26 protein-coding genes are annotated in these 26152 nt (G+C 70.8%); 9 read left to right on the top strand and 17 right to left on the bottom strand.

All coding sequences use genetic code 11. From position 1 onward, the window contains the following. Positions 1–3: 3 nt before the first annotated feature. Genes G6N37_RS23325 through G6N37_RS23315 form a run of 3 tightly spaced genes read right to left on the bottom strand, consistent with a single transcriptional unit; the run spans position 4 to position 2970 of the window. Positions 4–666 carry a TIGR04282 family arsenosugar biosynthesis glycosyltransferase gene (locus tag G6N37_RS23325; RefSeq protein WP_163683744.1) on the bottom strand — a complete coding sequence of 221 codons (663 nt, stop codon included), beginning with the start codon at positions 664–666 and terminating at the stop codon, positions 4–6. Then, positions 663–1316, bottom strand: a complete 654-nt coding sequence (locus G6N37_RS23320; protein WP_163683743.1) for a glycosyltransferase family 2 protein — start codon at positions 1314–1316, stop codon at positions 663–665. Before G6N37_RS23320 ends, G6N37_RS23325 begins: the two co-directional genes overlap by 4 nt. Before the next feature lie 7 nt (positions 1317–1323). After that, positions 1324–2970, bottom strand: a complete 1647-nt coding sequence (locus G6N37_RS23315) for a hypothetical protein (RefSeq protein ID WP_163683742.1) — start codon at positions 2968–2970, stop codon at positions 1324–1326. A 250-nt stretch (positions 2971–3220) separates the two neighbouring features. Here G6N37_RS23315 and G6N37_RS23310 point away from each other — a divergent pair, with 250 nt between their 5' ends. Continuing rightward, complete coding sequence (locus tag G6N37_RS23310) at positions 3221–4885, top strand: DUF7937 domain-containing protein (RefSeq protein ID WP_163683741.1); 1665 nt, start codon at positions 3221–3223, stop codon at positions 4883–4885. A gap of 4 nt (positions 4886–4889) precedes the next feature. Here the strand turns inward: G6N37_RS23310 and G6N37_RS23305 are convergent, their stop codons facing one another. Both G6N37_RS23305 and G6N37_RS23300 read right to left on the bottom strand, forming a co-directional pair. After that, positions 4890–5921 (bottom strand): NAD-dependent epimerase/dehydratase family protein, encoded by a 1032-nt coding sequence (locus G6N37_RS23305; RefSeq protein ID WP_163683740.1) that lies wholly within the window; start codon positions 5919–5921, stop codon positions 4890–4892. Beyond that, complete coding sequence (locus tag G6N37_RS23300; RefSeq protein ID WP_232075164.1) at positions 5918–6694, bottom strand: S-methyl-5'-thioadenosine phosphorylase; 777 nt, start codon at positions 6692–6694, stop codon at positions 5918–5920. Before G6N37_RS23300 ends, G6N37_RS23305 begins: the two co-directional genes overlap by 4 nt. 74 nt (positions 6695–6768) lie before the next feature. Here G6N37_RS23300 and G6N37_RS23295 point away from each other — a divergent pair, with 74 nt between their 5' ends. Both G6N37_RS23295 and G6N37_RS23290 read left to right on the top strand, forming a co-directional pair. After that, positions 6769–7641 (top strand): 1,4-dihydroxy-2-naphthoate polyprenyltransferase, encoded by an 873-nt coding sequence (locus G6N37_RS23295; protein WP_163683738.1) that lies wholly within the window; start codon positions 6769–6771, stop codon positions 7639–7641. Positions 7642–7806: 165 nt separating this feature from the next. Continuing rightward, positions 7807–8814 (top strand): beta-ketoacyl-ACP synthase III, encoded by a 1008-nt coding sequence (locus tag G6N37_RS23290; protein WP_163683737.1) that lies wholly within the window; start codon positions 7807–7809, stop codon positions 8812–8814. Here the strand turns inward: G6N37_RS23290 and G6N37_RS23285 are convergent, their stop codons facing one another. Beyond that, positions 8815–9144 carry a DUF4229 domain-containing protein gene (locus G6N37_RS23285; protein ID WP_163685425.1) on the bottom strand — a complete coding sequence of 110 codons (330 nt, stop codon included), beginning with the start codon at positions 9142–9144 and terminating at the stop codon, positions 8815–8817. Between the two features lie 84 nt (positions 9145–9228). Between G6N37_RS23285 and G6N37_RS23280 the strand changes: the two genes are divergently transcribed. Then, on the top strand, positions 9229–9390 hold the full coding sequence (locus G6N37_RS23280) for a hypothetical protein (protein ID WP_163683736.1): 162 nt from the start codon (positions 9229–9231) through the stop codon (positions 9388–9390). Positions 9391–9398: 8 nt separating this feature from the next. On the opposite strand, the gene G6N37_RS23275 is transcribed toward G6N37_RS23280, so the two are convergent. From G6N37_RS23275 to hemL, 7 genes are read right to left on the bottom strand one after another with little or no spacing between them, the layout of a single operon-like run. Next, positions 9399–10700 carry a MinD/ParA family ATP-binding protein gene (locus G6N37_RS23275; RefSeq protein ID WP_372514710.1) on the bottom strand — a complete coding sequence of 434 codons (1302 nt, stop codon included), beginning with the start codon at positions 10698–10700 and terminating at the stop codon, positions 9399–9401. A gap of 43 nt (positions 10701–10743) precedes the next feature. After that, positions 10744–11721 carry a c-type cytochrome biogenesis protein CcsB gene (ccsB, locus tag G6N37_RS23270; protein WP_163683735.1) on the bottom strand — a complete coding sequence of 326 codons (978 nt, stop codon included), beginning with the start codon at positions 11719–11721 and terminating at the stop codon, positions 10744–10746. Next, positions 11718–13298, bottom strand: coding sequence for a cytochrome c biogenesis protein ResB (locus G6N37_RS23265; protein ID WP_163685423.1), 1581 nt, complete (start codon positions 13296–13298; stop codon positions 11718–11720). Before G6N37_RS23265 ends, ccsB begins: the two co-directional genes overlap by 4 nt. 47 nt (positions 13299–13345) lie before the next feature. Further along, on the bottom strand, positions 13346–14125 hold the full coding sequence (locus G6N37_RS23260) for a cytochrome c biogenesis CcdA family protein (RefSeq protein WP_163683734.1): 780 nt from the start codon (positions 14123–14125) through the stop codon (positions 13346–13348). Continuing rightward, positions 14122–14715, bottom strand: a complete 594-nt coding sequence (locus G6N37_RS23255; protein ID WP_163683733.1) for a TlpA disulfide reductase family protein — start codon at positions 14713–14715, stop codon at positions 14122–14124. Before G6N37_RS23255 ends, G6N37_RS23260 begins: the two co-directional genes overlap by 4 nt. Further along, positions 14712–15320: a histidine phosphatase family protein gene (locus G6N37_RS23250; RefSeq protein ID WP_163683732.1), complete on the bottom strand. Its 609-nt coding sequence runs from the start codon at positions 15318–15320 to the stop codon at positions 14712–14714. Before G6N37_RS23250 ends, G6N37_RS23255 begins: the two co-directional genes overlap by 4 nt. Continuing rightward, positions 15320–16651, bottom strand: a complete 1332-nt coding sequence (hemL, locus tag G6N37_RS23245; RefSeq protein ID WP_163683731.1) for a glutamate-1-semialdehyde 2,1-aminomutase — start codon at positions 16649–16651, stop codon at positions 15320–15322. Before hemL ends, G6N37_RS23250 begins: the two co-directional genes overlap by 1 nt. Before the next feature lie 191 nt (positions 16652–16842). Here hemL and G6N37_RS23240 point away from each other — a divergent pair, with 191 nt between their 5' ends. After that, positions 16843–17235 carry a nitroreductase family deazaflavin-dependent oxidoreductase gene (locus G6N37_RS23240; protein ID WP_163685421.1) on the top strand — a complete coding sequence of 131 codons (393 nt, stop codon included), beginning with the start codon at positions 16843–16845 and terminating at the stop codon, positions 17233–17235. A gap of 26 nt (positions 17236–17261) precedes the next feature. Here the strand turns inward: G6N37_RS23240 and G6N37_RS23235 are convergent, their stop codons facing one another. Beyond that, on the bottom strand, positions 17262–18446 hold the full coding sequence (locus G6N37_RS23235; RefSeq protein ID WP_163683730.1) for an FAD-binding domain: 1185 nt from the start codon (positions 18444–18446) through the stop codon (positions 17262–17264). A 62-nt stretch (positions 18447–18508) separates the two neighbouring features. Between G6N37_RS23235 and G6N37_RS23230 the strand changes: the two genes are divergently transcribed. Next, a complete protein-coding gene (locus G6N37_RS23230; protein ID WP_232075162.1) occupies positions 18509–19111 on the top strand; it encodes a SpoIIAA family protein in 603 nt (200 codons plus the stop codon). Here the strand turns inward: G6N37_RS23230 and G6N37_RS23225 are convergent. From G6N37_RS23225 to G6N37_RS23215, 3 genes are all read right to left on the bottom strand, one after another. Next, positions 18999–20384 (bottom strand): amino acid permease, encoded by a 1386-nt coding sequence (locus G6N37_RS23225; protein WP_163683729.1) that lies wholly within the window; start codon positions 20382–20384, stop codon positions 18999–19001. The genes G6N37_RS23230 and G6N37_RS23225 overlap by 113 nt on opposite strands. 20 nt (positions 20385–20404) lie before the next feature. After that, positions 20405–21145, bottom strand: a complete 741-nt coding sequence (locus G6N37_RS23220) for a class I SAM-dependent methyltransferase (protein ID WP_163683728.1) — start codon at positions 21143–21145, stop codon at positions 20405–20407. Positions 21146–21336: 191 nt separating this feature from the next. Continuing rightward, positions 21337–22491 carry an LLM class flavin-dependent oxidoreductase gene (locus G6N37_RS23215; RefSeq protein WP_163683727.1) on the bottom strand — a complete coding sequence of 385 codons (1155 nt, stop codon included), beginning with the start codon at positions 22489–22491 and terminating at the stop codon, positions 21337–21339. A gap of 410 nt (positions 22492–22901) precedes the next feature. On the opposite strand from G6N37_RS23215, the gene G6N37_RS23210 reads away from it, so the two are divergent. The 3 genes from G6N37_RS23210 to G6N37_RS23200 are packed head-to-tail and all read left to right on the top strand — an operon-like array spanning position 22902 to position 26107. Next, complete coding sequence (locus tag G6N37_RS23210) at positions 22902–23768, top strand: alpha/beta hydrolase (protein ID WP_276066475.1); 867 nt, start codon at positions 22902–22904, stop codon at positions 23766–23768. Between the two features lie 9 nt (positions 23769–23777). Continuing rightward, complete coding sequence (locus tag G6N37_RS23205; protein ID WP_163683726.1) at positions 23778–25925, top strand: acyltransferase family protein; 2148 nt, start codon at positions 23778–23780, stop codon at positions 25923–25925. Beyond that, on the top strand, positions 25922–26107 hold the full coding sequence (locus G6N37_RS23200) for a hypothetical protein (RefSeq protein ID WP_232075630.1): 186 nt from the start codon (positions 25922–25924) through the stop codon (positions 26105–26107). Before G6N37_RS23205 ends, G6N37_RS23200 begins: the two co-directional genes overlap by 4 nt. The last annotated feature ends 45 nt before the right edge of the window (positions 26108–26152 follow it).

Here is a 26152-nt window from a genome sequence, read left to right as displayed (position 1 = left end):
CGGTTACAGGCCGGCCGCGCGGGTGACCGTCGCGAAGCGGCTGGCCTGCCCGCATGCCTGGCGCACCGCGGCCACGTCGGCGGCGAAGTCGAAATCGGCCAGCCGGGGCGCCGGGTAGACCGCAATTCCCATGTCGTGCAACGCCCTATAGGTCAGCAATCCGGTATCGGGCTGAGACATCGGGACGGTGCGCAGGCAGTCGGCCGCCGCGGGGCTCCGTAGGCCAAGCACCCACCAGCCGCCGTCGTCGGCCGGCCCGAGGACGGCCGGCGCCTCCCGCAGGCGGCGCGCGCAATCCGTCAGCAGCTCGGCGGTCACCTGGGGCGTATCCATCCCGATCTGCACCACCGGATGGCCGTCCGCCGCGTCGTGGTGGGCGTTGGCGAGCCGGTCGGCGAAGTCGTCGCCGCGCTGGGGGATGACCGAGAACGCCTCCAACCGTTGCCGGATCTCCCCGGCGCCGGCCGCGGCGTCGAGGTCGCCGGTCATGGCCACCACCCTCCTCGCCACCGGCGCGGCAACCACCGCGTCCAGCGTGTCGAGCAGCGCGGCCGCGGCGATCTCGGCGGCGGCGACGTCTCCGACGGTCGCGGCGAGCCTCGTCTTGGCCCGGCCCGGCTCCGGCGCCTTGGCGACCACCAGCAGCGTCACCGGCAGGACGCTCACGAGATCACCTTCCAGAAGTCGAGTATCGCGGTGATGCTCCCCCGCAGCGAGCCGCTGACCTTCGACTTGCCGCCCGTGCGCGGGCCGTAGCTGACGTCGAGCTCGACCACGCGCCAGCCGGCGGCCGCGGCGCGCACCAGCAGCTCCAGCGGATAACCCGACCGCCTGTCGGCGACGCCGAGGTTCAGCAGCGCGTCGCGGCGGGCCACCCGCATCGGCGCGATGTCGTGCACGGGCAGCCCGTGGCGGGTGCGCAGCCGCCAGCTCATCACCACGGTCCCGACCCGCGCGACCCACGGCCAATGCAGTCCGGCCACCGGCCGGCGCCGCCCGATCACCAGATCCGCGCCCCGCTCGAGCTCGGCGACCAGCCGCGGCAGGTCGCCGGCGTTCATCGAGCCGTCGGCGTCGATGACCGCCACGATCGGGGTGGTCGCGGCCACCACGCCCGCATGGACCGCCGAGCCGTACCCGGCCCGCGGCTCGGCCACGACCTGGGCGCCGTGCCGCCGCGCGACCCCGGTGGTGTCGTCGGTGCTGTTGTTGTCGACCACCAGCGCCCGATATCCGGCGGGTATGCCCGCCAGCACGCCGGGCAGCGACTCCTCTTCGTTGAGACAGGGCAGGACCACCGTGACGGCCTCGGGCATCGGCGTCTCAGAACCCGCGACGGGACCGCGGCTGCTGCGGGACGAGGGTCTCCTGGGTCTGCGTGTGCGGTGGCGCCACCGTGGTTTCGTGCGTGCTGGGCGGCGCCACGGTTGTCGGCGGTTGTGTCGAGGTGAACGGCGTCTTGGTGCTGGGCGGCGGCGTCGTCGTCGTCACGGGCGGAGCTGTCGTGGTCGTCGGCTCCGTCGTCGTTGGGGTCGTGGTGGACGGCGGTGTCGTGCTGGGCGTCGTCGGGGTCGTTGCGGTCGTCGGCGTCGTGGACGTCGGCGTGGTCGGCGTCGTCGGCGTCGTCGTGGTCGTCGGCGGGTTGTAGGGCGGCGTCGGGTACCCGGGGTTCCATCCCGGGACCGGGACGATGATCGGCACCGGAACCGGGACGGCGGGGTTCGGGTTGGGCACGAAGCCGGGATTGGCGGGCACCGGGGCCGCGGGGACGGCAGGCCCACCGGCGCCGGGCGCCGTAGCCGGGAGAAGGCCATTGGCGTCCGGAATGACGCCGCCCTGGAAACCGGCGTTGGGCTGGTCGGCCGGGGGCGGTGGCACCGGCGCCTGCTGCTGCGTCGGCAACAACGGCATGAACTTGCCGGGGGCGGCGTTCTGGTGCCCAACCACCGGCTGCTGACTCGCGGTGGGACGGACCGCGATCGCCACCGCCGCGGCCAGCGATGCGAATCCGACGACCGCGAAGGCGATCACGGCGTTGCCGAGGACCAAGGACCGGCGGCTGAGACGCGACGGGATGGCCTCGGTCTCGTCGAAGTCGTCGTAGTCGGGGCCGTAGTCCTCCAGCTCGGGGAGCGGCTCGCCGTCCTCGGTCATCGAGTACGCCAGCTGCGGCTCCTCCACCTCCGGCGGCGGCACCAGCGTCGTCTCATCCCCGGTGAGCCCCGCCGCCGGCGCCATCGCGGTCTGGTCGCCGAGTCCGGGGGCCATGGCGGTCTCGTCCCCGGTCAGGCCGACGGCCGGCGCCATCGCGGTGGCATCCCCGGCCGGCAATGCCGTCAGCGCGGCCGCCGCCATGGCCGCGCCGCGGGCGAGCGCGAAGGCGGGGTCGTCGGCCACCTGCACCCGCATGGTCGACGCATCCCGAATCTGGTCGGCGACCTGGGCCAGCTCGGGAGAAGCGCCCACCAGGTACACCTCGCCCGGGGTGTCCGGCCCGGCGTTGAGCTGGGCCATCATCGTGTCGAGCGTGGCGGTCGCGTCACCGCCCGCGAGTGGCTCGCTGGCCAGCACGGTCGGCGGAGCGTTCTCGTCGTCGCCGGCACCGGGCACCGACAACGTCGCCGTCGCGCCGTCCATCACCAGGGCGGCGCCCGGCCGGCCGGCCGCGCGCATCAGGGCGGCCACCGCCTGCGACTCCGGGAGCACGGCAACGTTGGCAACGCCCGACTGCTCCAGCTCCTGCTGCAGCTGTCCTGCCAGCGGACCGTCGCTCCAGCACACCCGGGTGCCGACCAGCCGGTGGTTCTCGTCCGCCAGGAGCCGATTGGTGCCGACCACGGTCTCGGTGAGTTTCCCGACCGGGTTCTCCTCCAGGTTGACGACGGACTGGTCGATCACGTCGGCGCCCGGCCCGACGAGTGCCAAGCGGGCAACGGGGCCCGTGACCGCGACCCCCAACACGACGTCCATCCCGGTTCTCCTTCGGCTGGTCACCCCACGACCAGCAATGTCCCGGCATCATTACACTTGCGATACCGTTGGCAGTATCCGTTATTCGGGCGACAAGGTTCGCCTATAGCGCAGCGTAACCAGCTTCACGGACTACAGGACGGGCGCCGCGGAATCCTCCGCCGCGTCCGAACGGAGAACATGTTCGCAAGCGAGCAGTGCGACCGACTCGGCAGAGTGTTGACCTGCCGCGTGATTTCCGGGGGGCAGGGTGCACCAGAGCAGTGACGACGCGCCCACCGGGCCCATCGGCGGACAGGCGCAGCAAACCACTCGCATCATCGCGCCCGCGGCGAGCGAGCCGGCCGCGGCGGGGAGTTCGACGCGACGCCGGCACGTCCTCGGCGACCTGACCGCGGTCGCTCTGCTCATCGTCGCCATATTCCTGCCGTGGAATCTGTATTTCGGCGTCGGGATTCCCGGCAGCAGCCCGGCCCTCTTCGCGGTGCTGCTCGCGGCGACCGTGCTGTCCGTCATCGCCGTCGCCGCGGCCGGTTCCTGGCGGTCCTCCGGCGCGCGGTTCAACCCCGCGACGGCGGGCCGGCTCCGCCTGGGGCTCAACATCCCCTACGCGCTGCTGGTGCTGGCGTTCGTGGGATTCGACGCGTTCGAGACCGTCCGGTTCGGGGGCACGGTGAACGTGCCGGGCGGTGTGGGGCCGGGGGCGTGGGTGGGGATCGCCGGCTGCATGCTGAGCGCGCAAGCGGTGGCCGCCGGCGCCCGTTCGGGACCGGTTCCCGAGGGCGACGAGTACGCCGGCTGGCTGAGGTCGGCCCGGCTCATCGGCTACGCGTCGATGGTGTTGGCGGTGCTCAGTTTTGGCTTCAACCTGTACTGGCGGGTGCGCTACGCGCTGCAGAACACCGGCGGCGCGGGCGCGTTCGGCAAGCAGAACGTCGCGGTCATCGTGACGGCGGTGGTGTACGGGGTGGTGGCGCTGATCGCCGTGCTGATCGCCGCCAGGTGGTTGCTGCGCGGCACCAGGGCCGCTCGGCTGGCCACCGTCGCGCTCGGCGCGTCGACGCTGGTCGCCGGGATCGTGGTGTGGATCCTGCCGCTGGGCCGCGACGTCGACGCGTTCCACGGCATCGCGCAGAACACGTCGACCGCCGGGGTGGGGTTCGAGGGCTATCTGGCGTGGGCGGCGGCCGCGGCGATGTTCACACCCGGGACGCTGTTCGGTCACCGGAACACGACCGGGGCCGAGGAGGGCGCCTGGCGGGTGGCGGCCCGAAACGGCTTGCTGCTCATCGCCGTATGGGGTCTGGGCTCGATGCTGATGAGATTCACCGATCTCTTCGTCGCGGTGAGCCTGGATTACCCGTTCTCCCGGTACAACAGCGTGGTGCTGGCCGCGTTCGATCTGGTCACCGCCGTCCTTGCGATCTGGCTGCGCACCAACCTGGGCAACGCCGCCCGCTCCGCGCGACTGATCTCGTCGCTGTGCGGGTTGGTCGCCACGCTGAGCGTCGCCCGCGTCGTCGTGGGCGTGGTGCTGGCGCCGCGGTTCGCGGACTCGCCCAATTCGCCTGCGCAGCACCCGGTTTACGGCAACAATCTCGCCCAGCAGATCACCAGCACCTTCGACGTGACGCTGTGCGGGCTGGCGCTGTGCATCCTGGGGGCGGCCATCGTCACCGGGCAGCTGCGCGGCCGGCGCTTGCGCCGCCGCCGGGTGGCGCGGCGGCCCGTTCCCCCGGCGGGCGGCGCCCCCGCCGCGCCCAGGCCGCGCGTCCCGGTGGGCCACGCCGCCGCGCCGTCGGCCGCGGCGACCACCCGGATCAGCACCGGTCCGCGGATCTTCCGCGGCGACGACTCCGCGACGCGCCAGATACCCGTCCAGAAGCCCAAGATCTACCGGCCGCCGCAGGGGTAGACGCTCAGCGAAGGGGGGCGAACGCGAATTCGCGGAGCCCCTCGGCCGGGTCGATGGCCGCGCGGAAACCCAGCACGTCGGCCGCCCGCGACGGGTCGGCGACGATGTGGCGCACGTCGCCGCTGCGGTACTGGCCGGTGATCACCGGCGACAGTGCACCGGCCCGCGCACCGCACAGCGCGCCGGCCACCTGCAGGATCGACACGGGCCGCCCCGAACAGACGTTGACCGCGGTGAAGCCGTCGAGCGCCGACGTGACGGCCGCGAGGTTGGCGGCGGCCACGTCGTCGACGTGGACGAAGTCGCGCATCTGCCCGCCGTCCTCGAAAACCCTTGGTGGCTGACCCTTTTCCAGTGAGGACCGGAAGATCGCGGCCACCCCGGAGTAGGGGGTGTCGCGCGGCATCCCCGGGCCGTAGACGTTGTGATAGCGCAGCGCCACCACCGATCCGCCCGTGGCCTCCGACCACGCCAGCGCGTAATGCTCCTGCGCGGTCTTGCTGGCCGCGTACAGGCTGCGGGGCCGCAGCGGCGCGTCCTCGTCGACGAGGCGCCACGTGAGTTCCTCGCCGCCGACGGGGCAGCGGTGTTCGAACAGCCCGGCGTCGAGGTCGGCGCGCCGCCGCGGCAGCGGGTCGACGAGCCCGTGTTGCCCGCAGTGGTAGCGGCCCTGGCCGTACACCACCATCGACGACGCCAGCACCAGGCGGCGCACGCCGGCGGCGAACATCTGCGCCAGCAGCACGGTGGTGGCGAAGTCATTGTGGCCGCCGTAGGCGGGGGCGTCGGCGGCGTCCACGCCCGCCCCGACCATCGCCGCCTGATGGCAGACCAGGTCCACCCCGTCCAGCAGGGGCGCCAGCGCATCCGCGTCGCGGACGTCGACACGGTGACATCCCTGCGGCAGCACCGGATTCGGGCCGTGCGCCGCCGGCAGCAACGCGTCGACGCCGACCACGTCGTGCCCCGCCGCCCGCAGCGCCGCGTCCACCCGCGAACCGATGAAGCCGGCCGCCCCGGTGAGCAACACCCTCATGGCAACTCGACGGGCAACGTGACGCCGGTGTGCGGCAGGCAGTGTGTGCAGTCACGCTCGCCGGCGACGCGCCCGATGGCCTCGCGCACCAACTCTTTGAACGGACCGATGTTCTTCTCGAATTCGGCGAACACCTCGACCGCCGACACGCCCTGCCCGGTGCTCACGCCGGCGTCCAGGTCGGTGACCAAAGCGATTGCCGCATAACATATTTCGAGTTCCCGGGCGAGCACCGCCTCCGGATATCCGGTCATGTTGACCAGTGAGAACCCGGCCGAAGCGAACCATTGGCTCTCCGCGCGCGTGGAAAACCGCGGCCCCTGGACGACCACCATGGTGCCGCCGTCGACCACGCCGGGCAGACCGGTGACCGTGGCGCGCAGGGTGGGGCAGTACGGGTCGGCGAAGTCGACGTGGATGCCGCCGGTGTCGAAGTAGGTGTCGGGGCGGCCGCTGGTGCGATCGACCAGTTGATCGGGCACCACGATGGCGCCGGGACCGTTCTCGGGTTTGAGGCTGCCGACGGCGCACGGGCCGAAGATGCGGCGCACCCCGAGCTTGCGCAACGCCCACATGTTGGCCCGATACGGCACCGTGTGCGCCGAGAACTGGTGAGTGGCCCCGTGCCGGGGCAGGAACGCGACCTCGTGCCCCCCGACGGCGCCGATCGTCACCGGGGCGCTGGGCGGGCCGTACGGGGTGTCGACGTCGACGGCGCGGGTGTCGGACTCGAAGAAGCTGTAGAAGCCGCTGCCGCCGATGACTCCGAGCATCCGCCCATTGTGGTGCATCGCCCTTGCCCGATTGCGGGTGCGGGGGCGCGGCCGGTTCCTGGCAGGATGCGGGGGTGGCCAGTTTCGGGCAGTGGATCTCGGGTGCGCGGCCACGGACGTTGCCCAACGCGGTGGCGCCGGTGGTCGCGGGCACCGGCGCGGCCGCGTGGCTGGGATCCGCGGTGTGGTGGAAGGCGCTGCTGGCGCTCGCCGTGGCGCTCGCGCTGACCATCGGGGTCAACTACGCCAACGACTACTCCGACGGCATCCGCGGCACCGACGACGACCGGGCGGGCCCGGTGCGCCTGGTCGGTTCGCGGCTGGCCAGCCCGCGGGCGGTGCTGGTGGCCGCCGTGGCGAGCCTGGCGGCCGGAGCGGCCGCCGGCGTGGCGCTCGCGCTGGTCAGCGCGCCGTGGCTGATCGCGGTGGGCGCGGTGTGTATCGCCGGCGCGTGGCTGTACACGGGCGGCGCAAAACCCTACGGCTATGCCGGTCTCGGCGAGGTCGCGGTGTTCGTGTTCTTCGGCCTGGTGGCCGTGCTGGGCACGGAGTACACCCAGGCGCTGCGGGTGGACTGGGTCGGGCTGGCGCTGGCGGTGTCGATCGGCGCGCTGTCGTCGTCGGTGCTGGTGGCCAACAACCTGCGCGACATTCCCACCGACGAGCGGTCCGGGAAGATCACCCTGGCGGTGCGGCTGGGCGACGCGCGCACCCGCGTCCTGTATCAGGCGCTGCTGGCGACCGCCGGCGTGTTGACGCTGGTGCTGATGGCGGCCACACCGTGGTGCGCGGCGGGACTGGTGGCGACGCCGCTGGCGCTGCGCGCAGCGGGCCCGGTGCGGTCGGGGCGCGGCGGCCCGGAGCTGATCCCCGTGCTGCGCGATACCGGCCTGGCGATGGTCGCCTGGGCGATCGCGGTGGCCGCCGCCCTGGCGCTGGCCGGCTGATCGAGGGTGCATCGGCGGCGTTGACTGTGCGCCTACGGCGGGGTTTGTCGGCGTGTCGCCGCCGTAGATGCACACTCGAGTGCAATAGCGGGGCCGGATCCGATAACAATGAGAGACCGGCGTCGGGACGATGACCGTTTCACGAGCACCGATCGGGGACAAGCAATGAAACAGATCGCCGCGACCAGTGGGCCGACGAACATCGGATTGCTCAGCGTCGGGGCGTACCGCCCCGAACGCGTGGTCACCAACGACGAGATATGCGAGAACATCGAGTCCTCCGACGAGTGGATCTTCTCGCGGACCGGGATCAAGACCCGCCGATTCGCCGCCCGCGACGAGTCCGCGGCGTCGATGGCCACCGAGGCGGGGCGAGAGGCGATCGCCAAGGCCGGGCTGACGCCGTCGGACATCGACTGCGTGATCGTCGCGACCAGCACGCATTTCCTGCAGACCCCGGCCTGCGCCCCGGCGGTCGCCGCGGCGCTGGGCGCCACCGGCGTGCCCGCGTTCGACGTCTCGGCGGGCTGCGCGGGCTTCGGCTACGCGCTCGGTGTCGCGGCCGACATGATCCGCGGCGGGACCGCCGCCAAGGTGCTGGTGCTCGGGTCGGAGAAGCTGTCCCCCACGGTGGACATGCAGGACCGCACCAACTGCTTCATCTTCGCCGACGGCGCGGCGGGGGTGGTGGTGGGCGAGACACCCGATCAGGGCATCGGCCCGACCGTCTGGGGCAGTGACGGCGAACAGGCTTTGGCGATACGCCAGGACATCGACTGGATCGACTACATGGACGCCCCCACCGGCCCGCGCCCGTTCCTGCGGCTGGAGGGCAGCGCGGTGTTCCGGTGGGCGGCGTTCGAGATGGGCAAGGTCGGCCGGCAGGCGATGGACGCGGCGGGCGTCAGGCCCGACGAGATCGACGTGTTCGTGCCGCACCAGGCCAACAGCCGCATCAACGAGGTCCTGGCCAAGGGCCTGGAGTTGCGCCCGGACGCCGTCGTCGCCAACGACATCGAGCACACCGGGAACACCTCGGCCGCCTCCATTCCATTGGCGATGGCCGAACTGCTGGCCACCGGCGCGTCCAAGCCGGGCGACCTGGCCCTGCTGATCGGGTACGGCGCGGGCCTCAGTTACGCCGCGCAGGTCGTGCGGATGCCCAACTTCTGATCACGCACCGTCGCCCGGCTCGTCGGGCGGCGGTTCGCCGTGCAACCGCGCGCGCAGCTGATCGCGGTCGCGGCGCCGGCGTTCCCCGGCGACCGCCAGCGACGCGGTGGCGCGCCGGCGCAGCGGGCCGAACAGCCAGATGCCCAGGGGCATCGCGATGATCAGGGCGAACAACGCGGCGACCGCGATCGGGAACTCGCTGACCCCGAGCAGGCGCGCCACCCCGTAGATCGCGGCCGCCAGCGCCACCGCGAGCAGCAACCGCGCGGCCGCGTAGAGCGAAACGTCGACGACCGCCCGATGGCGGGCCCGGGCCGGGCCCTCGTCCACGTTGTCCCCAGTGCTGTCGTCGCCGGCTCCTTCTGACACAGGGAGAGCCTACGACGCAGGTATATTCGTCAAAGGAGGTGTTGAGTGCTCTACCTGCTGCTGGTCCTGATGTTGGGGACACTGATCTACGTTGGCTGGCGGACGGCGCGGTCACAAATCAACAGGCCGAAGACGCGCGTTATCGGGCCCGACGACGATCCAGAGTTCTTGCGGCGGTTAGGTCACGGGGACAACAACCCCCGTTAAGGCTCGCGCTACGCGACTCCAGGGTTGCGCTGATCGCCCGGGAATCCACCGGCGACGATGGCCGCCAGCTCGGTGAGCGCCTCGCGGGTCGACCGCTTGAGCCGATCCAAGTCGATTTCCGCGCCCTCCTCGAGGTGCGGGTCGAACGGCACCACCTGGACCGCGCGACAGCGCCGGGAGAAGTGGTCGACCACCTTGTTCATGTCGACCTTGCCCGTCCGCGGCCGCACCCCGTTGATGACCGCGACCGAGTTGCGGACCATTTCCTCGTGGCCGTGCGCGTCCAACCAGTCCAGCGTCGCCGACGCGCTGCGCGCCCCGTCGATGGATCCGGAGCTGACCACGACGAGCACGTCGGCCTTCTCCAGCACCGAGGACATCACCGAATGCAGCAGTCCCGGCCCGCAGTCGGTGAGCACCAGGCCGTAGAACCGCTCCAGGATGTCCAAGACCCGGGTGTAGTCGTCGGCGCTGAACGCCTCCGAGATGGCCGGATCGGACTCTGAGGCCAGCACTTCCAGCCCGCTGGGTCCCTTCGAGGTGTAGCGGCGGACGTCGCTGTAGCGCTCGATGGTCCCCGCGTCGTGCAGCAGCTGACGCACCGTCGCTGCCGTCTCCAGCGGGATCTTCTGGCTCAGTGTGCCGCGGTCGGGGTTGGCGTCGACCGCGACCACCCGGTCTCCGCGAATGGAGGCGAACGTGGCGCCCATGGTCGCGGCGATGGTCGTCTTGCCGACGCCACCCTTGAGTGAGATGAGCGCGATCCGGTAGCAGCCCCGCAACGGCCGGTTCACCTGCGCGACCAGGTTGTTGTAGCGGGCGGCCCGCGGGCTCTCCCCGAGGTTGATCAGGTGGCCGGACAGTTCGTAGAGCAGCCGGCGCCAGCCCTCGGAGGGCGGCGGCTTGACCGGCCGCAGCAGCATGCCGGTGGACAGCTCCGGGTACGGCGTGTGCGGCAGGGGCTCGGGCCGCGGCGGGACCTGCGGGGGCGGCGCCTCGGTCGGGCCGGTGTAGTAGGCGCCGTAGGCGGTCGGGTCTACCCGCGGGATACCGGTCACCGGGGTGGAGTCCCACGGCGGCATCCCCGCGGGCCTGGCCAGGGTGGGTGGGGCGGCCTCGCGCCGCTCGGGACCGGGGACCCGCCCGTGGGTGCGGAATCCGGCGAAGACACGGGTGGGCGCTTCGCTGTCTTCGGCCGGCGATTCGTCAGCGTCGTGTGCGGGCGATGGCGAGTCGGGCGGCGCCTGCGGAGGCAACTGCGTGGTCGGTTGATCGGGCGCCTCCACGCCCGTCTGTGGATGGTCGGACACGTGCACTCCCCCTTGTCTTCTTACCTGGGTCGGTCGCTGGCGGTCACCCCACGCCCGCATACGAATGCAGGCCCACGGTGACCAGGTTAACGAAGAACAGGTTGAAGACCATGGCGACGAACCCCGCGACGTTGATCCAGGCCGCCTTCCTGTCCCGCCACCCCGCCGTCGACCTGGCGTGCAGGTAGGCGGCGTAGATCACCCATGCGACGAACGACACGGTCTCCTTGGGGTCCCAGCCCCAATACCGGCCCCAGGCCTCCTCGGCCCAGATCGCGCCGAAGATCACCCCGAAGCCGAACACCGGGAAGGCGAAGATCGTGGTCCGGTAGGCGACGCGGTCCAGCGTCTGCGCGTCGGGGAACCGCCGCACGATGCGGGCCCACGCGCCGCCGGCGTCCTCGTCACCCAGTCGGGAGGTGCGCAGCAGGAAGAGGATGCTGGCGATGCCGGCGACCATGAACACCCCGGAACCCAGGCTGACCACCGACACGTGGATGGGCAGCCAATAGGACTGCAGCGCGGGCATCACCGGGGCGGCGTTGGTGTAGAGCCAGCGCCCGGAGACGGTGAGCAGGATCAGCACCGGCACCAGCAGGAAAACCCACAGCGGGCGGTATTGCGGGCGGCGCAGCACGAAGGCGCCGGCGAGCAGCCCGCACATGCAGGTCAGGTTGATGAACTCGTACATGTTGCCCCACGGCGCCCGTAGGGTGGCCAGGCCGCGCAGCACGATGCAGGCGAGCAGCAGGCCGATGCCGAGGTAGACCACGGCCAGCCCGGCCCGCCCGACGCGTTCGTCCAGCGGCCGGCGGGGGGCGTCGTCCACGATGCCGGGGGTGAAGCTGTCGGAGGAGACCGCGCCGGCCAAGACCCGCTCGCGCTGGTCGACGCGGCGGCCGCCGGCGTAGGCCAGCTCGAATGCCAGCAGCAGCAACGCGATGACGAGCGCCACGACGGCCGACGTGAACGCCCAGTCGGAGTACCGCGCCAAGCCGATGTTGACGTGCACCGTGTTCATTTGACGTCCACCTGAGAACTCCTTCTGGAGGCGGGGGGCTCCGCCACACCGGGCCGGCCCAGACCGGTCAGCACCCGCTCGGTCAGCCGCTCGAACTCATCGCCCCACCCCGAGTTGTCGGTGCGCGCGAGGCCGCCCAGTTCAACATTCACGGTACCGGCCGCCTCGCCACTCATCTCGGTGAGCCTGACCCACACCCGGCGGCGGCGCACCAGCAGCGACACCAGCAGCCCGGCCATCATCGTGATGGCGAAGACCAGCACCCAGCTCTGCCCGGGGTCGTGGGAGACCTGCAGGTTGACGAACGGCACGGCGCCGTCGAAGCGGACGACGGTGCCGGCCGCCGGGCCCTGATCGATGCGGACCTCCTGACCCGCGCGCAGGTTGACGCGCTTCTCCCTTTTCAGCCGGCCCTGCTGGATCAGCCGGGGATCCAGCGTGAACAGCGATTGGGGCCGCCCGGTGTCCAGCCCGGTGTCGCCGCGGTAGATGTCGACGGCCACCGCGGGGGCGTTCAGGGCCGGGAAGCGCGACGACAACAGCGTCCCGTCGAGCTGCTCGGTCGGCGCCAGCAGGCCCTGGATCGCGATCTCGTGCTGGCGGCGCTCGGCGGCGCCCGCGTAGCTACCGGCGGGCGGGTCGATGCGCACCACCCCGGACGAGAGCAGGGTCTGCGGGTTGTCGGGTCGCCATTGCACGGTCGACGTGCGCGCCTGCCCGTCGGGGAAGGTCACGGTGAAGGTGGGCGCGTAGCCGTGGCCCTGCAGGTACACCCGGTCACCGCCGACGCGCAGCGGATGGTTGACCTCCAGCAGGTAATGCCGCCAGCTGTTGGCCGCCAGGTCATGCCCGGCCTGGTAGTCGATGTCGGCGGCGAACGAGGTGGCCTGCCCCGACGGCAGGTAGTGCGCCTGGAAGTCGTTGACGCGGATGCAGATGGGATTCAGCGACGTGCCGTCGACGGTGTTGCCGGCGCGGAACGAGTCGAAAGCGGCCGGCGAGGCCGAGCAGAAGCCCGGGCCGGAGTCGGCGATGACGATGACGTTGCCCTCGTAGCCGAACAGCTTGCCGACGGCCACCGCGACCAGCAGGCCAAGCAGCGAGAAGTGGAAGACGATGTTGCCGAATTCGCGCAGGTAACCCTTCTCGGCGGACACCTCGACGACCTCGCCCTCGTGCCGGATGGCCGTCCGCCAGCCCCGAAGCCTGCCGGTGATCGTGTTGGCCAGGGCGTTCAGCTCGTCGGCGCCGGCTTGGACCTGCGCGCGGGCGTGCTTGGGCAGCCGGGCCAGGTTGCGCGGCGCGGCCACCGGGGTGGCGCGCAGGCTGCGCGCGTGCTCGATCATCCGCGGGGTCAGGCAGCCGACCAGCGAGACGAACAACAGCACGTAGATGGCGGTGAACCAGAAGCTGGAGAACACGTTGAACGCCTGCAGCCGATCCAGCCACGGGCCGATGACCGGGTGGGCCTTCAGGTAGTCGTCGACCTTGCCGGCGTTGAGGCTGCGCTGCGGCAGCAAGGCACCGGGGATGGCGCCCAGCGCGAGCAGGAACAGCAGCACCAGCGCGGTGCCCATCGAGGTCAACGCGCGCCAGGTGTTGCGGCCCCAGGCCAGGACTTGCCTCAAATCGGCAGCCTCACGTCGGACACGAAGGCGTCGCGCAGCCAGGAGACGAAGTCGTTCCACACCCCGGTCACCAGCAGGGCACCGACCGCGATGAGCAGCACGCCGCCGAAGACCTGGATGGCCCGCGTGTGGCGGCGCAGCCAGCCGAGAGCGCCCACGGCGCCCGCCGAGCCGAAGGCCAGCAGCACGAACGGGATGCCCAGCCCCAGGCAGTACGCGATCACCAGCGCGATGCCCCGGGCCACGCTCGCGCCGTCGGTGGCCGAGGCCACGGTGATCACGCCGGCCAGCGTCGGCCCAAGGCACGGGGTCCAGCCCAGGGCGAACACCGCGCCCAGCAGCGGCGCCCCGGCGACCGTCGTCAGCTGCCGCGGGCTGAACCGGGCCTGCCGCTGCAGGGCGGGGATGAGGCCGACGAAGACCAGCCCCATGACGATCGTCAGCACGCCACCGGCCCGCTGCAGCAGCAGCTGGTTGGTGATCAGCGTGATCGTCATGCCGAGGACCGCGACGGTGCCCAGCACGAACACCGTGGTGAACCCGGCGACGAACAGCGCCGCCGAGCCCGCCACCCGCCAGCGGGCCGAGGGTGGGGCCTTGATCGCGCCCGGTGGCGGCTGCTCGTCCACGCCGACGACGGCCGCCAGGTACGACAGGTAGCCGGGGACCAGCGGCACCACGCACGGCGAGGCGAACGACACCAGCCCCGCCAGCAGGCAGACGGCGAGGGCCACCAGGAGCGGTCCGGCGGCGGCGATCTGGGTGAATCCGGTCACTCCCGGGCCACCTTCTGCACCACGGGCTGCAGGTCGGCGGCCAGCAGTTCGCGCAGGAACACCGCCGCCACCCGGTGTTGGCGGTCCAGGACGAGCGTGGACGGGATCACGGTGGTGGGGTACTTGCCCCCGAACGCGATCAGGGTGCGCATCGCCGGGTCGTAGATGGAGGGGAACGTGACGTGGCGGTCGTTGACGAAGTCCAACGCGGCCTGCCGGTTGGCGTCGCGCACGTCGATGCCGAGAAAAGAGACCCCGGCGTCGCGGGTGGCGTCGTACACCTGTTGCAGTTGGCTGACCTCGGCCCGGCACGGGCCGCACCACTGCCCCCAGATGTTGATGACCACGACGCGGCCGGTGAAGATCGGGTCGTCCAGCGACAGCGAGTGGGCCGGGTCCGCCAGGTCCGGCCCGGAGAGCGCGCCGGGGTGGCCGCGGCTCGAGGGCGGGTCGTAGTGGATGTCGGTCTTCCCGCCGGGCGAGACGAATTCGAAGGTGCCGCCCTGAGCCACCGCGTCGCGGCCGGAGGAACAGCCGGCAAGCAGGGTCGTCAGCACGACCCCGGCCACCACCAGTCGCGGGGGGATCAAGGCGCCGCCGGTTCGGCGTACTCGACGTTGACCAGCCGGTCGCCCTCGTACACCAGGGTGGTGATCGAGCACAGCCCGCACTCCCGTCGGCGCGGGTCGTGCCACAGCCGCCTGCCGGTCAGGTGCAGCCGCAGCGTCCACACCGGCAGCTGATGGCTGACGCACACCACCTCGCCGCCGGCCGCGCGGGCGCGGGCCTTGTCCACCGCGGTGGTCATCCGCGCCGCGATCTCGGCGTACGGCTCGCCCCACGACGGGGTGAACGGGTTGCGCAGCTGCCACCAGAACCGCGGGTCGCGCCAGGCGCCGTCGCCCGGGCCGACGCGGCGGCCCTCGAAGAAGTTCGCCGACTCGATCAGGTCGTGGTCGGTGTCCACGGCCACGTCGTGCTCGGCGGCGATGGGTGCGGCGGTTTCCTGGGCCCGCTGCAGCGGGGAGGCGACCACCGCGACGATGTCCCGGCCGGCCAGCGCATCGGCGACCGCGGCCGCCTGCTCACGGCCCCGGTCGGACAGGTGGAATCCGGGCAGCCGGCCGTAGAGGACGCCGCTGGGGTTGTACACCTCGCCGTGGCGCACGACGTGGACGCGGGTTTGCTCGGCCATCAGGGCTTGTCCTCTCCGGCGGCCGCGCGGGCCGCGTCGGGCAGGGCGTCGGCGATCCGGTCGAACGCCGCGTCGTCCAGCGCCGCCGAGACGAACCAGGCCTCGAAGGCGCTGCACGGTGGGTAGACGCCCGCGTCGAGCAGGGCGTGGAAGAACGGCGGGTAGCGCCAGGTCTGGCTGGCCCGCGCGGACGCGAAGTCGGTCACCGGCGTGTCCGAGAAGAACACACTGAGCATGTTGCCCGCCCGCGAAAGCTGATGCGGCACACCGGCACTGGTCAACGCCCCGGTCAGCAGACCGGCCAGCCGGTCGGCGTTGGCGTCCAGGGCGGCATAGACGGCGGCGTCGGCGGCGCGCAGCGTCGCCAGGCCGGCGGCCACGGCCACCGGATTGCCCGACAACGTGCCGGCCTGATACACCGGCCCCAGCGGCGCCAGCCGCTCCATCACCTCGGCGCGCCCGCCGAACGCGGCGGCGGGCAGCCCGCCGCTCATCACCTTGCCGAAGGTGAACAGGTCGGCCGCGACGGGATCGATTCCATACCAACCGCTTCGGCTCACCCGGAACCCGGTCATCACCTCGTCGACGATCAACAGGGCACCGTGCTCGGCGGTGATCGCGCGCAGCGCCGCGTTGTAGCCGGCCGCGGGTGGGACGACGCCCATGTTGCCCGGGCTGGCTTCGGTGATCACCGCGGCGATCTGGTCGCCGAGCTCGGCGAAGGTCTGCCGCACGGCGTCGATGTCGTTGTACGGCAAGACGATGGTGTCGGCCGCCGCCGCGCCGGTCACCCCGGGCGAGGACGGCAGGCCGAGCGTCGCCACCCCGGACCCCGCATCGGCCAGCAGCGCGTCGACGTGGCCGTGGTAGCAGCCGGAGAACTTGACGATCTTGGGCCTGCCGGTGAAGCCGCGGGCCAGCCGGATCGCGCTCATCGTGGCCTCGGTGCCGGAGTTGACCAGCCGGACCCGTTCGACGGGTGCCACCCGCCCGATGATCTCGGCGGCCAGCTGGCTCTCCGCCGGGGTGGGCGCCCCGAACGACAGGCCGGACGCGGCGGCGGTGGCGACGGCTTCGACGACGGCGGGGTGCGCGTGTCCCAGGATCATCGGGCCCCAGGAGCAGACCAGGTCGGCGTAGCGATTGCCGTCGGCGTCGGTGAGCCAGCACCCGTGCGCCTCGGTGATGAAGCGCGGGGTACCGCCCACCGCGGTGAACGCCCGCACCGGCGAGTTGACGCCGCCGGGGATGACGGCGCACGCGTCCTCGAACAGCCGGGCCGACGCCGCCGTCGTCGCGGCGTGCGCGGTCGCCCGGTCACTGCTACCCATGACAACCAGTGTCCCAGCCTCCGCGCCCGGTTCAACTACAGGGTGTAGCAGGACGGGTTTACCGGGTCGGCTCCCGCGCGGCGCGCTGGGCCGCATCGTTACCCGGGGAGTCGCCCCCGTTCAGACACTGGACCCGTTTGTCGCGAAAAGTTGGGTTGATGCCGGGCGGGGCGGACGAGTTGGATAACGGTATGCAGATGCCGCAGGGGCTGGCCCGGTTCAACCGCCACGTCACCAATCCGATTCAGCGGCTGTGGGCCGGGTGGCTGCCGCCGTTCGCGATCGTCGAGCACGTCGGCCGCCGCTCGGGCAAGCCGTACCGCACGCCGGTGAATGTCTTCAGCACCGACGTCGACGGCAAGCCCGGGGTCGCGATCCTGCTGACCTACGGCCCGGACCGCGACTGGCTGAAGAACCTGACCGCCGCGGGCGGCGGCCGGATGCGCCGCAACGGCAAGAGCTTCGGCATCGCCGACCCGACGGTGGTCAGCAAGGAGGAGGCGGCGCGGCACGTGGTACGGGGCCAAGCGGTTTTCGCCAGGCTGCCGTTCGAGGACGCGGTGCTGCTCACCAGGACCGACTGAACCGGACGGTAGGCGCGACGGCTAGGTCACCCGACGTACTCGGGCAACGCGATGTCGTCGCGGAATTCCCGCCGGACGACCCAGTCGGCCAGCTGCGGAATGTTGAGCAGTCTGGACGCCTGATTGCGGGTCCACAGGCCGAGCGCCGTCCTCGGCGCGAACATGGCGCCGAATCCGCGCGCCGACCGCTGCCTGGCCTCGACGATCGGACGCAACCGGCGCTCATAGCGACGGAACGCATCCTGATGATCCGCTCCCGCGGCACTGATCTCACCCGCCAGGATGTAGGCCTGCACCATCGCCAGACCCGCTCCCTCGCCCGCCAGCAGCGACACCGCCGCGGCGGCATCGCCGATCAGCACGACCCGGCCATTCGACCAGCGGTCGAGGATGATTTGGCTCGCGCGGTCGAAGTACACATCGGCGGCCGCGTCGACATGGCGAAGGATCTCCCGGCATTCCCAGCCGGCGTCGCCGAATACCTGCCGCAAGGCGGTCTTGGCCTGCGACAGGTCCTGTGGATCCGGACCGCTCATCCGGTCAGCGGTGAAAATGAAGAAGAGCAGGGTCTTTTCGCCGCGCATCGCGAATCGCGCGATCATGCGCCCGGGCATCGTGTAAGCGAGGTAGACGAGTTCATCACGCGGCTGGTAGCCGTCGGCTTCCAGCGCGGCGACGCGGTAGCCGAGGTCGGTCTCACATCGAGACTCCGGGCCGAAGACCAGATTCCGCACCGGTGAATGGATACCCCCGGCACCGACGAGCAGGTCGAATTGTCGTGATCGGCCGCTCTCGAGCGTGACCCGCACGCCGGAGTCATGCTGGGTGATGGCCGAGACACTCTCTCCGAAAAGGGTTTCGACTTGGTGGTCGATCAAGCCGTAGATCGTCGCCGCCAGGTCGCCCCGAGGCACGGTAACGAACCGGCCATCGAGGTTGCGCCGAAACGACTCGGTCGAAAATCCGCCCAACCGCCGCGAATTCTCGTTCACGAGTCGCACTTCCTGCACGGCATATCCCGCGGCCTGTAATTCGTCGGCAAGGCCCATGCGTTCGGCGACGGCATAGCCGCCACCCCAGAAGTCGACGACGTAGCCGCCCGTGCGGAGCCGTGGCGCCTTCTCGATCAGTGTCGGCTCGTGGCCGTACCGCCATAACCAGTACGCAAGCGTGGGCCCGGCGATGCCGGCACCGACGATGCCAATTTTCATGCGCACCTTCCAGCCGACGGCGTTGCGGCAATAACATTACTCTGCAATAGTTGCTATAGACAATGATTGATCCCGGAGGGGTTCGTCGTGCTGAAGGAACTTTCCGGCATGCCAGCCGGCATTCAGGCGCTGGAGGCCGACGGCACGGTCACGGCAGCAGATTACGAGCGGGTCTCGCGCCGCTGGTCGGTCGGGCGCGTCGAACCGGAACTCGGCTGCGGCTGCTCTACGTGTTCGGCCCGGGATTCCAGCGCATCACACCGGGAGCGTTGTGGGCGGACACGCGACTCGGGTGGGACTACGTGCGACTGCTCGACGGCTGCGCCGTGGTGACTGACATCGGCTGGGTTCGGGCACCCAGCCGCGCAATCGGCAAGTGGATGCCGGTGCCGGTGCGGTTGTACGCCAACGCAGAACGCGACGACGCCGTCGCCTGGCTGACTCTGCTACCCGCGGCCACCGAGGTGTCCGCCCTCGACATGGCCGAGGCCTTCTTCGGCGGAACGGGCGCTGCCCTGCTCAGCCTCGGCAGGCTCGTCGTCTCCACCAGGGTCAAGAGTCGACGCCACGGCATCCGCGAAAAGCGATACGCTCCAACGGTATTCGGCCGCGGGCCCGGGCGGCGAAGTACAGCCCGATCACCACCGCCCAGGACAGCAGGCTGAGCCACAGCTGGCTGCGCGCCGAGCGGTCGAACGCCATCTGCACCAGCACGGCGGTGATTGCGGCGAGGGTGAGGATCGACAACACCGGAAAGAACCACATTTTCACCCGCAGCTTTTCAGCGGGGGTGCGGCGGCGCAGGACGATCTGTGACGCCGCGATCAGCCAGTAGACGAACAAGATGATGGCGCCCGACGAGTTGAGCAGGAAGAGGAACACGGTGTTGGGCGCGACGCGCGCCATGACGACGCAGCCGAAACCCACCGCCGATGAGCACAGGATGGCGATGTGCGGAACGCCGCGTCCGCTCAACCTGATCAACCGTATCGGTGCCTGGCCCCGGTCGGCGAGCACGAACAGCATGCGCGATGCGGTGTAGAGCCCGGAGTTCAGGCAGGACAGCACCGCGGTGAGCACCACGGCGTTCATCACCTGATCGGCACCGCGCAGCCCGAGGTGACTGAGCGCGGCCACGTACGGCGAGGCGCCGAGTTCCACTGAGTCCCAGGGCAACACGACTACCAGCAGAAAGACCGAGCCGACAAAGAAGACACCGATCCGCGCGACCACGGACCTCGTCGCCTTCTGGACCGCGAGTTGCGGGTCCCGGCTTTCGGCGGCGGCCACGGTGACGATCTCGGCGCCGACCATCGAGAAGATCACCACCACGATGGCGGCGAAGACGGCCCCGACGCCCTTGGGAAAGAACCCGCCGTGCGCAGTGAGGTTCGCCAGGCCCCCGGCATGGCCCGGCACCAGACCCAGGACGAACGCCGTACCCACGACGAGGAAGATCACAATGGTCGCGACTTTGATTCCGGCGAACCAGAATTCGAATTCGCCGAACGACGAGACCGAGAACAGGTTGGTCAGCGTCATCAAGACCATCAGGCACAGCGACAGCAGCCACAGCGGCGCGTGGAACCAGTAGTTGAGGACTTTCCCGCCCGCGACCGCCTCGAAGCCGACCACGATCACCCAGAAGTACCAGTACAGCCAGGCGACCGAAAACCCCGCCCAACCGCCCAGGGCCTTGGCCGCGTAATCGGCGAACGATCCGGTCGACGGGTCCGCGGCCGCCATTTCGCCCAGCATGCGCATCACGAGGACGATCAGCAGCCCGCACAGCGCGTACGTCAGGAACGCCGCCGGGCCGGTGTCTTTGATCACCACGCCGGAGCCGACGAACAAGCCGGCGCCGATGACGCCGCCCAGCGCGATCATGCTGAGTTGGCGCTGCGACAGCCCTTGGCGCAGTTGCGGAGTGCTGGCCATGCCGACCTTGCCGCCGGCACTCAGTCCAGGCGGGTGGCCACCACGGACCACACCGGGAGGTGCACCCGGTGGTCTTCCAGCAGGGGGTCGATGACGCCCAACCGGTGCACCAGCGGCCGCATCCGCTGCAGAATCTCGCCCTGCTGCTCGGACGCGAACGTCTTCATGGCGTCGAACGTCTCCTTGAGGAAGCGGGCCTGGTAGGTCGTGCCGCCGAGGTAGTCGATGCGCCATCCGTTGGCACCGAACACCCGCTCGAAGTTGTCGGCGGGTATGGCGGTCCACTGCAGGCCGTTGACGTTGTGGGGGCTGAACTCGAACATGTACAGGCGCGCCCCCGGCTTGGTGGCGCGGTGCAGCGCCTGCGCGTACCTCGTCTGGATGACCCCGTCGTTGAGGAAGACGTGATAGAAGGCGCTATCCACCACCGTGTCGAACCGGCCCTCGAACCCTTCCAGCTTGGTGGCATCGGCCACCTGGAAGTCGACCTGGACCCCGGCCCGCTCGGCGTTGCGCTTGGCGCGCTCGATGGCCGAGGGCGAGTCATCGATCCCGGTGGCCGAATACCCATGCGCCGCAAAATGAATGGCGTGATAACCGGGGCCCGTACCCGGATCGAGGACCTCGCCGCTGATGCCCCCGTACGCCACCAACTGCTGCACCGCCGGCTGCGGGCCGCCGATGTCCCAGGGGATCCGCCCGTCGGGATGCGCCGCCTCGTCGTACAGCGGTTCGAAACCGGCGACGTTCGCGTCACTCATTGCCTACTCGCTTCCTCGCGGCTCCCCGACGGGAACGACAATAGTGCGAAGTCGGCTCAAAGATGTAGGTCTTGCTCGCGGATCAGCGCCGTCGCGAGCACGCTGATGACGGCGGTCCGACCAGGGAGCTCTCGCTCGGAAAGGAGACCTGGTTGAACACCAGCCGCGCCGGCAAGGTGGCGGCCATGGCCTCAGTGGGCCGAGGCGACCGCGAACGGCGTCGCGGATGCCGGATGTGACTGGCGGTTGGGCCGGCTGGGATGGCGCCACAAGCCCTTTCGCTCGAGCAACGGCAGCACACCCTCGCCGAACCAGTAGGCCTCTTCCAGGTGCGGATATCCCGACAGGATGAAGTGGGTGATGCCGAGCTTGGCGTATTCGGCCAATCGTTCGGCGACTTCTGCGTGCGACCCGACCAGGGCGGTGCCCGCTCCCCCGCGGACCAGGCCCACGCCGGCCCACAGGTTGGGTCCGACCAGCAACCGGCCGCTGTTGCCGCCGTGCAGGTCCAGCATGCGGCGCTGGCCCTCGGATTCACTACGGGCCAGGCCGGCTTGCACCCGCTCCACGTCGGCCGGGTCGACGGCGGCCAGCAACCGGTCGGCCTCGGCCCACGCCTGCTCGGACGTGTCGCGACTGATCACATGAATCCGCAGGCCGTACTGCAGGATTCGGCCGGCGTCCACGGCCAGCCCGCGGATCCAGTCGAGCTTCTGCGCAACCGCGCCGACGGGCTCCCCCCAGGTGAGGTAGACGTCGGAGTGCTGGGCCGCGACCGGGCCGGCCGACGCCGACGATCCGCCGAAGAACACCGCAGGCACGGGATCGGGCGGGTTGTTCAGCTGCGCGCCCTCGATCCGAATGTGCTCGCCCGCGAAGGTGACCGGCTCCGGTGACGTCCACAGTTGGCGCACCACGTGCAGGAACTCGGCGGTGCGCGCGTACCGCGCCTCCTTGTCCAGGAAATCGCCGTAGGCCCGTTGCTCGTGCGGTTCGCCGCCCGTGACGACGTTGAGCAGCAGCCGCCCGCTCGAGTGGCGCTGGAAGGTCCCGGCCATCTGGGCGGCCAGGGTGGGACTGAGCAGCCCGGGCCGGAAGGCGACCAGGAACCTCAGCGTCTCGGTGGCCTCGACCAGCATCGCCGTCGTCAACCAGGCGTCCTCACACCACAATCCGGTGGGCGTGAGCACCGCCTCGAAGCCGTTGTCTTCGGCGGCTGAGCAGATCTGGTGCAGGTACTTCAGGGTGGCGGGCCGGTCGCCCGACATCGGCGTGCCATGTCCGCCGGCCACCAGGTTCCGGGAATCGCCGTACGTCGGCAGAAACCAATGGAACGCCAGAGTCATCCTCAATCCTCTTTCAATCCACGACGCAAAGCACGAAAGCTCCATCCTGCGGAACTGCCGTCGGGCGCGCGAGGGTTGAAACCGTCGAGATTGCATTCCCGCCCGGCGACTCCGGCGCCATGGCGGCGGGCGGTGGGTGGGGCGAGGCGATCCCCGCGCCGACGCGCGCTCGTCGGCTGAATCATGTTGCAGCACAAGGGGATAGCCTCGCCCTCTGGCGGTGCGGCGACACCTGTCGCCGCCGTGCCGCCGGCCCTGGCACGATGCCGCCCTGCCCGCCACTGGGCACCGATTCCGGGTGCAGCGCAGGTAACCGGTTCATGACCAATGGATCACGCCAGATCACACAATGCTTCCATTTCGGCGTGGCTCGGGCGGGAATGCCCGGTCAGCGCGGCATCATTGCGATCATGCCTGACCTGACACGCCGGGCGGTGCTGCGGATGGGAGCCGGCACCGGCCTGGGAGCCGCTGGCGTGTTCGCCTTGAGCGCCCTGCTCGATCCGGTCAGGCCGCTAGCCGCGACGTTGCCGCAGGCGCCCGCCCCGTTCGAGCCCTCGGCGGCGAGCAGCAACCTGCCGACCAAGATCACCGGTTCGTTCGTCTCCGCGGCTCGCGGCGGCGTGAAGACGAATTATGTGATCGCGTTGCCGCCGGGCCAAACCGGGATGTTGCGCCCCGTGATCGCCCTGCACGGCAAGGACGGCGACGCGAACATGATGCTCGACTGCGGCGTCGAGAAGGGCCTGGCCCAACTGGTCAAGGAGGGCAAGCCGCCGTTCGCCGTCGTCGGTGTCGACGGCGGCAGCGATTCCTACTGGCACAAACGAGCCGACGGCACCGATTCGGGCGCGATGGTGCTCGACGAGCTGCTGCCGATGCTTTCGTCGATGGGTTTCGACACGTCCCGGGTGGGCTTCATGGGCTGGTCGATGGGCGGATACGGGGCGCTGCACCTGGGCGCCAAACTCGGGCCGGCGCGGACCGCGGGCATCTGCGCCATCAGCCCGGCGTTGTACAACTCGTTCGCCGAAACCGCGCCCAAGGCCTTCGACAGCTACGACGACTGGACGCAGAACAGCGTGCTGGGCGTGCCGGCGTTGTCGCAGATTCCGTTGCGCGTGGATTGCGGCACCTTCGACCGGTTCTATTTCGCCACCCGGCAATTCGTCAATCAGCTCAAAACGCCGCCGGCGGGCGGCTTCTCGATGGGCGGACACGACATCGGTTACTGGCGGGCCCAGTTGCCCGGCGAGCTCGCCTGGATGGCGACCTAGCGGGCAGCGATGACCGTCCGGCCGAGCCAACTCCCCACCCGCCCAGAGCAGCGGGGGGTGAAGCGGACCGGATTTCGGCCCGACATCGAGGGCCTGCGTGCCGTCGCGGTCGTCGCGGTCGTGCTCTATCACGCGGGCATCCCCTGGGTCACCGGCGGTTACATCGGCGTGGACGTGTTCTTCGTCATCTCCGGCTTCCTCATCACCGGGCTGCTCGTCCGCGAGGTGACTACCGCCAATACCGTTGCGCTGGGCCGCTTTTACGCCGCGCGCGCCCGTCGCCTGCTGCCGGCCGCCGCCGTCGTCGGCGTCATCACCGCGATCGGCGCGGCGGTCGTGCTGCCACCGCTGCAGGCCCGGAGCGTGTTCCTCGACGGCATCGCCAGCGCGCTGTATGTCGGCAACTACCGGTTCGCCACCCAGGGCACCGATTACCTGGCCCCGCAGCTGGCATCGCCGTTCCAGCACTACTGGTCACTCGGCGTGGAGGAGCAGTTCTATCTGGTGTGGCCGGTGCTGATCATCGGCACGGCCTGGCTGGCCCGGCGAATCCCGCCGCTGCGGGGCGCCACACCCTATGCGGTGGTCCTGGGAGTGGTCGGGGCGGCGTCGCTGGCGGCGGCCGTGCTGTGGACCCGCACGTCGCCGCCCTGGGCGTTCTTCTCCCTGCCGACCCGCGCCTGGGAGCTGGCCGCGGGAGGCCTGCTGGCCCTGTCGATCCAGCACTGGCGCCAGCTGTCGCTGCTGACCGCGTCGATCGCCGGCTGGGGCGGCCTGGCGCTGATCGCGCTGACCTGCACGCAGCTGGACGCCCGGACTCCCTACCCCGGCACCGCGGCGCTCATGCCCGTGCTGGGCACCGCGCTGGTCATCGGCGGCGGCAGCGTCACCCGCGGCCTGGGGCCCGGTCGGCTGCTGTGCCGTCCGGCGATGCGCGCGATCGGCCGGATCTCCTACTCCTGGTATCTGTGGCACTGGCCGGTGCTGCTGCTCATGCCCGCGCTGCTCGGTGAGCCCGCCGGCCTGCCGGCCCGGCTGGCCGCGACGGCCGTCTCGGCCGGGCTCGCCATCATCACCCTGCACCTGGTCGAGAACCCCGGCCGATTCGCCGCCGCGCTGCGCCGATCGGCGAAGGCCAGCCTGGCCCTCGCCGGCGCCGCGAGCGCGGTCGCGGCCTGCGCCTGCATGCTGCTGCTGAACGTGGTGCCCGTGCCGGCCGGCCACGGGGCCGCCGCCCCGCGCGCCAACATCGTCGCGGCGCCGCCCGGCGCCGCCGCCACCCTCAGCGCGCAGGAGGCCGCGGTCCGGCAGGCCTTCGCGCAGGCGCGCGCGGCCGTCGCCGCATCGGCGAACCTGAAAGCCGTACCGGCCAACCTGGATCCCCCGCTGGCCAAGGCGTCCGCCGACAAGGCCGCCGTCTTCGTCAACGGGTGCGTGCGATCCTGGCGCGAAGTCGGGCAAAACGACTGCGCTACAGGCGATCTCGCTTCGCCGACGACGGTTGCCCTGATGGGCGACTCGCACGCCGCCATGTGGGACCCGGCCTTCCAGCAGGTCGCCGAGCAGCGGCACTGGCGGTTGGAGACCCTGGCGAAGGTGACCTGTCCGATGCAGGACCTGCACATCATCAGCCCCTACCTGGGCCGCGAATACACCGAGTGCGAGCAGTGGCGCAGCCAGATCATGGCCCGCGTCGCCGCCGAGCGCCCGCGCCTGGTCGTCGTGGACATGAGCCGGCGCTACGGCGCGGACTTCAGCTTCACCTCCTACGACCCGGCGTGGATCGACACCCTGGGGCGCGCCGTCGCGCAGCTGCGCGGCACCGGCGCGGCGGTGCTGGTGCTGGGGCCGGCGCCGGACCCCCAATCCTCGTCGCCCGCCTGCCTTTCCGCACACCTCGACGACGCAGGCGCCTGCGCGCCGGCGCGCTCCGCCGCGGTCAATGACGACGGCATCGCCGCCGAGCGGGCCGCAACCACGGGCGGCGGCGGCCGGTACGCCGATCTCACCGACCTGTTCTGCACCCCCGACCGCTGCCCGATGATCGTCGGCAACACGCTGGTGTTCCGCGACGACAACCACGTCACGACCGAGTACGCGCAGTTGCTGGCCCCGGTGATGGGCGCGCTGGCGGACCGCGCCCTGGCGGGTGGGTGAACGGCGATGAACCTCTGGTGGCCGACGAACGTCATATCAGTGAAGGGTTTTGGGAGGTTTTGGGGATGACTCCGCTGCTGCTGGTCTGCATTGCAGCCGCCGCTCCGATCGCCGGGCTCGGCTTGCTGAACTTGCAAGCCCGCCTGGAGCGATGGGACTACGAGCGGCACGCCGAGGACTGAACCACCCTTCCGCTGGGTCATAAATGCGCGTCGCGGCGGCCCGAG

The organism is Mycobacterium seoulense, from assembly GCF_010731595.1.
GTDB lineage: Bacteria > Actinomycetota > Actinomycetes > Mycobacteriales > Mycobacteriaceae > Mycobacterium > Mycobacterium seoulense.
This window is presented reverse-complemented; position numbering and strand designations above follow the sequence as displayed.